Here is a 6,000-nt window from a genome sequence, read left to right on the forward strand (position 1 = left end):
CATAGTTGAGCCGGAGTCAATTCAGAAGGGGGTACTTCGCACGGAGCGCCCCCCGATCGGAGCAAGGACCGTATCGTCCCCCCTTCCGCCGATGCCGCTCCCTCCCTGCGCCCGCGCTGACCTGCGCGGCTTCCGAAATGACCCGAGGCGTTCCGCGCCCCGCCGCTCCATTTCTTCCGGTCACACAATTGGCCGGGCCTGTGGACAAACGACTGAGGCCGTTGCGTCATGGGACGGTGAAGGCTGCAAACACCCGGGACACGACCTCCGAGACCCCGCCGCGGACCCGCATTCTGGTCGTCGGCGGCGGCTACGTCGGGATGTACACCGCGCTGCGCCTCCAGCGGAAGCTGAAGCCCGAGCTCGACAGAGGCGACGCCGAGATCGTCGTCGTCACGCCGGACCCCTACATGACCTACCAGCCCTTCCTCCCCGAGGCCGCGGCCGGTTCCATCTCCCCGCGCCATGTGGTGGTCCCCCTGCGGCGCGTCCTGGACCGGTGCACGATCCTCATCGGCGAGGCGAGATCCGTCGACCACGCCAAGCGCACCGCGACCGTCGTCACCCTCGCCACCGAGGAGGAGGGCGCCGGCGCCGTCGAGCTCGGCTACGACGAGCTGGTCCTCGCCCCCGGTTCGGTCTCCCGCACCCTTCCCGTCCCCGGCCTCGCCGATTTCGGCATCGGTTTCAAGACAGTCGAAGAGGCCATCGGACTGCGCAACCACGTCATCGAGCAGATGGACATCGCCTCCTCCACCCGCGATCCGGCGATCCGCGACGCGGCCCTCACCTTCGTCTTCGTCGGCGGCGGCTACGCGGGCGTCGAGGCGCTCGCCGAGCTGGAGGACATGGCCCGCTACACGTCGCGGTACTACCACAACGTGCAGCCCGAGGACCTGAAGTGGATCCTCGTCGAGGCCGCGGGGCGCATCCTGCCCGAGGTCGGCGCGGACATGGGCCGGTACGCCGTCCGCGAGCTGCGCGCCCGCAACATCGACGTCCGGCTGGAGACCCGCCTGGAGTCCTGCGAGGACCGCGTCGCCGTCCTGAGTGACGGCTCCCGCTTCCCCACCAGGACCCTGGTGTGGACGGCGGGCGTCAAACCGGCGCCCGTGCTGGCGGCCAGCGACCTCCCCCTCGACGACCGCGGCCGCCTGGTGTGCACCGCCCACCTGTCGGTCGAGGGCGCCGACCACGCGTGGGCCGCCGGTGACGCCGCCGCCGTCCCCGACGTCACCTCCGACGTGCCGGGCGCCCTGTGCGCCCCCAACGCCCAGCACGCCGTGCGCCAGACCAAGGTGCTCGCCGAGAACATCGTCGCCGCCCTGCGCGGCCGCCCGCTCACCCCGTACGCGCACAGCTACGCGGGCTCGGTCGCCTCCCTCGGCCTCCACAAGGGCGTCGCCCACGTCTACGGCCGCAAGCTCAAGGGCTACCCGGCCTGGCTGATGCACCGCGCCTACCACCTGAGCCGGGTCCCCACCTTCAACCGCAAGGCGCGGGTGCTCGCGGAGTGGACGCTGTCGGGGCTGTTCAAGCGTGAGATCGTCTCCCTCGGCTCCCTCGAGCACCCCCGCGCCGAGTTCGAGACCGCCGCGGGCGGCAGACCGCCGGGCCACGGCGGCCCCACCGCCCGCGCCCGGCCCGGCACGGCGAAGGGGACGCCCCCGGCCGGCACACCGGGAGCCCTCGACGCCCCGGAGGCGGCGCCGCCCGGCGAGGAGCCCCCGCGCACCGGCCGGGACGAATCCGCCGACAGCTCCCCGGACAGCTGACGGCGGCGGCCCGGCCCGGCACCCCGGCCGCGACACCGGGACACCGGGACACCGGGACACCAAAACGTTGAACGCCGGAACCGCGGGCGCAAAGACGACTGTCAGTCCGGACGGCCACACTGGACGTGTGACCATAGGTGGGCTCACACCTGCACAGAGTGACCCTTGGCAACCATCCCATTGAGGCTAGAAAGTCAGTGAACTTCACGCGTTGGAGCGCAAGGCTCCCCGGTACGCAGCGCCGCGCCGCGGCGCGAGGGACGGACCGCGGGCGCACACCGGTGCAGCGGGGCGAGAGCTCCGTGCCGGCGGCCCGCGGCGCGTCCGGGCAGCATCCGGATCCCGCGCCGGCCGGCGTCCCCGCCCTGGAGGACTTCGCCCTCCCGGAGATCGTCGGCAGCCTCCCCGCCCTGGTCGCCCTCGTGTACGGCCCCGAGCACCGCGTCGCGTACGTCAACGACGCCTACGCCGCCGCCTTCGGTCACCGCCCGCCCGGCACGCCCGCCGCCGAGAGCTGCCCCGAGCTCGACGAGCTGGGCCTGCTCCCGCTCATGGAGCAGGTGCTGCGCAGCGGCAAGCCGCGCACGGTCAAGTCCCGCCGCATCCAGAGCGGCCCCGGCGGACGCGGGGAGGGCTCCTACACCGTGACCTGCCTGCCCGCCGGGCGCGGCGACGGCGGCGAGGAGACGGAGGGCGTCCTCGTCTTCGCGGCCGACGTCACCGACCACGCCGACGCCGCCGAGCGGCTGCGCGCCAGCGAGCGGCGGCACCGGGAGACCGCCGTCACCCTCCAGCGCTCGCTGCTGCCCCAGGAGCTGGAGCAGCCCGACGACCTCCGGTTCGCCGCGACCTACCAGCCGGGCGGCACGGACGCGGCCGTCGGCGGCGACTGGTACGACGTGATCACCCTCGGCGGGGGCCGCACCGCGGTCGTCATCGGGGACGTGATGGGGCGCGGGGTGCGCGCCGCGGCCGTCATGGGCCAGCTCCGCACGGCGGTGCGCGCGTACGCCCGGCTGGACCTGCCGCCCCACGAGGTGCTGCAACTGCTCGACGGCCTCGCCTCCGAGATCGACGCCAGCCAGATCGCGACCTGCGTCTACGCCGTCCACGACCCCACCGACGGCCGGCTGGTGTACGCCTCGGCCGGTCATCTGCCGATCCTGGTGCGCGACGAGGACGGCACCGTCCGCCGGGCCGAGGAGCCGACCGGACCGCCGCTCGGCACCGGCGGCTGGCTGCACACCTCGGGCAGCATCGACCTGCCGCCCGGTTCGACCGCCGTCCTCTACACGGACGGACTGGTGGAGCGCCGGCGCGAGGACATCGACGAGGGGGTGGCGGCCCTGGAGCGCGCGCTGGCCGGCGCCACCGGGACACCCCAGGTGGTGTGCGACCGGCTGATCCGCTCGCTCGGCGTGACCGCCGAGCACGACGACGACGTCGCCGTCCTGGTGCTCCAGCACCCGACGCGCACCGGCGCGGCCGCCGAGCTGTTCCACAACGCCGCGCTGGACCTGCTCGGCGGGACGGAGGCGGCGCCGCGCGCCAGGGCGTTCGCCTCGGGGGTGCTCGCCTCGTGGCGGTTCTCGCCCGAGCTGCACGACCTCGGGGTGCTGGCCGTCAGCGAGCTGGTCGCCAACTCCCTCCAGCACGGCACCCCGCCGATGCGGCTGCGGCTGCGCCGCACCGACCGGCGGCTGATCGTCGAGGTGACGGACGGCGACGAGCATCTGCCGCGCCGCCGCAGGGCGGAGACGGAGGACGAGGCGGGCCGCGGGATCTCGATCATCGCGACGATCGCCTCGTCCTGGGGGTCCCGCCGCACACCCGGCGGCGGGAAAGCGGTGTGGTGCGAGTTCGCCCTGCCGGGCTGAGCCACCGGCGGCCGGACCGGGCGCACCCGGTCCGGCGCCCGGTCAGCGGGCCGCGGCCACCGTCTCGGCGTCCGCGGTCGCCGGCATGTGGACGGTGACGACCCGGCTCCTGGCCGCGAGCGCCGGCCGGTCCTGCACCGGGGTGAGCCGCTTGCCCAGGCGCAGCGCCAGCACGCTGACCGCGAGCGAGAACAGCACGAAGGTCACGATGTACGGCCCGTGCAGCGCGGCGCCCATCGGCCCGCCAACGGCCGGCCCGACGGCCAGCGCCAACTGCTTGACCAGGGCGAACGCGGAGTTGTACTGCCCGACCATCGACTCCGGCGCCAGATCGGCCACCAGCGGGGCGACGGTCGGCGACAGCATCGCCTCGCCGAGCCCGAAGAGCGCGTACGTCGAGATGAACGCGGCCGTCGCCATCGCCTGGCTGCCGTGGCCGAGCCCGGCGTACCCGGCGGCGATCCAGGCGACCGCCCAGATGAGCCCGACGGCGGCGATCACCTTGGTGCGGCTGCGGCGCTCCACGAACCGCAGCACCAGGAACTGCGCGGCCACGATCACCGCGGTGTTCGCGGCGAGCGCGGTGCCCAGGGTGGACGGCTCGATCCCGGCGGCCTCCGTGCCGTAGGCGGCGAGGCCCGACTCGAACTGGCCGTAGCAGGCGAAGAAGAGGACGAAGCCGAGGACCAGGAGCTGCACCATCGCCCGGTGGCCGAGCAGGGCGCGCATGCCGCCCTTGGCGCCGGCGTCCGCGGGGGTGCCGTGCACACCGGCCGGTGCGGGGAGCCGCACGGTGAGCGCGATGGCGGCGAGGACCAGGAACATCACCGACTCGATGGTGAAGAGCAGGGTGAAGCTGCCGGGACGGCTCTCGTCGACGATGTGCCCGCCGATGAGACCGCCGATGCCCAGCCCCAGGTTCTGGAGGAAGAACTGCGTGGCGAAGGCCCGGGTACGGGTGGTCGCCTCGGAGCTCCAGACGATCATGGTCGCCAGGGCGGGCTGCATGACCGCCGTACCGGCGCCGAGGACGGCGGCGGAGAGCACGACGGCGGGCACACTGCCGGCCAGACCCATGCCCGCCGCCCCGGCCGACGCCAGCAGCGCGGCTCCCACCAGCACGGGCAGCGGCCCGCGCCGGTCGATCACCCGCCCGGTGAAGGGCAGGACGACGAGCGCGGCCATCGCGAACACCGCGAGCACCACGCCCGCCGTGCCCGCGCCGAGGTCCCGCACCTGTGCCACATAGACATAGAGGTACGGGACCGTGAAGCCGAGCCCGAACGCGCTCAGCGCGTTCCCCGCCTGGATCCGGCGCATCGCCGCGCCCTTCGCCCTGGTCACACTCACCCACTTCGCAGATCTGGGGCCCGGCACGCCTGTGGCGGGTCGGGCCCTGTAGTACTGAAGCATCAAGACTTCAACAGTAAAGTTCGAAGCTCAACAGTACACACTGAAGGACTTCAACGCCAACGTGAACCGTGCGATACTTCGGCGCATGCCTACCGAGACCCCCGAGGCCTCCGCGTCCGGGCCCCAGGAGCCGACCCTCGACGAACAGATCGCCGCCTATCAGCGCGAGTTCGGCGACCTCGACCCCCAGGTCGAGAAGGTGGTCTCCGCGCTGGGGCGCCTGAACCGCCGTATGAACGTGGCCTACGGGCGGCAGCTCGCGGACCTCGGCATCAGCAACGCCGAGTGGGAGGTCCTCAAGACCCTGGTGCTGTCCGGCGCTCCCTACCGGCTCGGCCCGGGGGAACTGGCGAAGCGGCTGGGGCTCACCCCGGCCGCCATGACCCACCGGATCGACCGCATGGCCGGCGACGGCCTGGTCACCCGGGACCGCGACGAGAACAACCGTGTCCGCGTGATCGTCGAGGTCACCGACGAGGGCCGCACCAAGTGGCTCGAGGCGATGCGCATGGCGACCACCTTCGAGGAGGACCTCCTCCAGGACCTGGCCGCCGACGAGCGGGCGCTGCTCGGGGAACTGCTCATCCGCGTCCTGCGCCGGGTGGAGCACGACCAGCCGGACGCGGGCGGCCGGCTCACCGACCTGGACTGAGTCCCTGTGTTCGGACGGGGGCGGTCCGGGTCACCCGGACCGGACGCGTTCACCCGACCGCCAGGGGGGCTTGACACAGCCGAAACAGATCCGTAAGGTTCTTCGAGATGTCGCGGAGCCGTAACGGTTCGTCGACAGCCATCCAGCCGCTGATGCGGCACCAACCTCAGCACGGACTCCCGATCGGGATCCATTTCGGCATGCCGAAATGCATTTCGAATGACTCGATTATGAGTCGCCCGGAAAATCCGCTAGAGTTTGGGACGTCGGAACGGCCCAACAG

Annotated in this window: 4 protein-coding genes; 3 read left to right on the forward strand and 1 reads right to left on the reverse strand. The window is 72.8% G+C overall.

The genetic code is table 11. The annotated features are described in order from the left end of the window. Positions 1-320 precede the first annotated feature (320 nt). Together JE024_RS18505 and JE024_RS18510 are read left to right on the forward strand one after the other, a co-directional pair. The gene (locus JE024_RS18505; RefSeq protein WP_244883188.1) at positions 321-1,775 is read left to right on the forward strand and encodes an NAD(P)/FAD-dependent oxidoreductase; all 1,455 of its coding nucleotides are present in this window, start codon (positions 321-323) and stop codon (positions 1,773-1,775) included. 197 nt (positions 1,776-1,972) lie between these two features. Beyond that, positions 1,973-3,652 carry an ATP-binding SpoIIE family protein phosphatase gene (locus JE024_RS18510; protein ID WP_205374647.1) on the forward strand — a complete coding sequence of 560 codons (1,680 nt, stop codon included), beginning with the start codon at positions 1,973-1,975 and terminating at the stop codon, positions 3,650-3,652. Between the two features lie 42 nt (positions 3,653-3,694). Here the strand turns inward: JE024_RS18510 and JE024_RS18515 are convergent, their stop codons facing one another. Next, the gene (locus JE024_RS18515) at positions 3,695-4,996 is read right to left on the reverse strand and encodes an MFS transporter (RefSeq protein WP_372449815.1); all 1,302 of its coding nucleotides are present in this window, start codon (positions 4,994-4,996) and stop codon (positions 3,695-3,697) included. A 154-nt stretch (positions 4,997-5,150) separates the two neighbouring features. Between JE024_RS18515 and JE024_RS18520 the strand changes: the two genes are divergently transcribed. Next, the gene (locus JE024_RS18520) at positions 5,151-5,717 is read left to right on the forward strand and encodes a MarR family winged helix-turn-helix transcriptional regulator (protein WP_205374648.1); all 567 of its coding nucleotides are present in this window, start codon (positions 5,151-5,153) and stop codon (positions 5,715-5,717) included. Positions 5,718-6,000: the final 283 nt, after the last annotated feature.

Source organism: Streptomyces zhihengii, from assembly GCF_016919245.1.
Classification (GTDB): domain Bacteria; phylum Actinomycetota; class Actinomycetes; order Streptomycetales; family Streptomycetaceae; genus Streptomyces; species Streptomyces zhihengii.

Bases quoted from the DNA above. Each gene is read 5' to 3' on its own strand.
- JE024_RS18505 (WP_244883188.1), top strand. From the start codon at position 321: ATGTACACCGCGCTGCGCCTCCAGCGGAAGCTGAAGCCCGAGCTCGAC.
- JE024_RS18520 (WP_205374648.1), top strand. From the start codon at position 5,151: ATGCCTACCGAGACCCCCGAGGCCTCCGCGTCCGGGCCCCAGGAGCCG.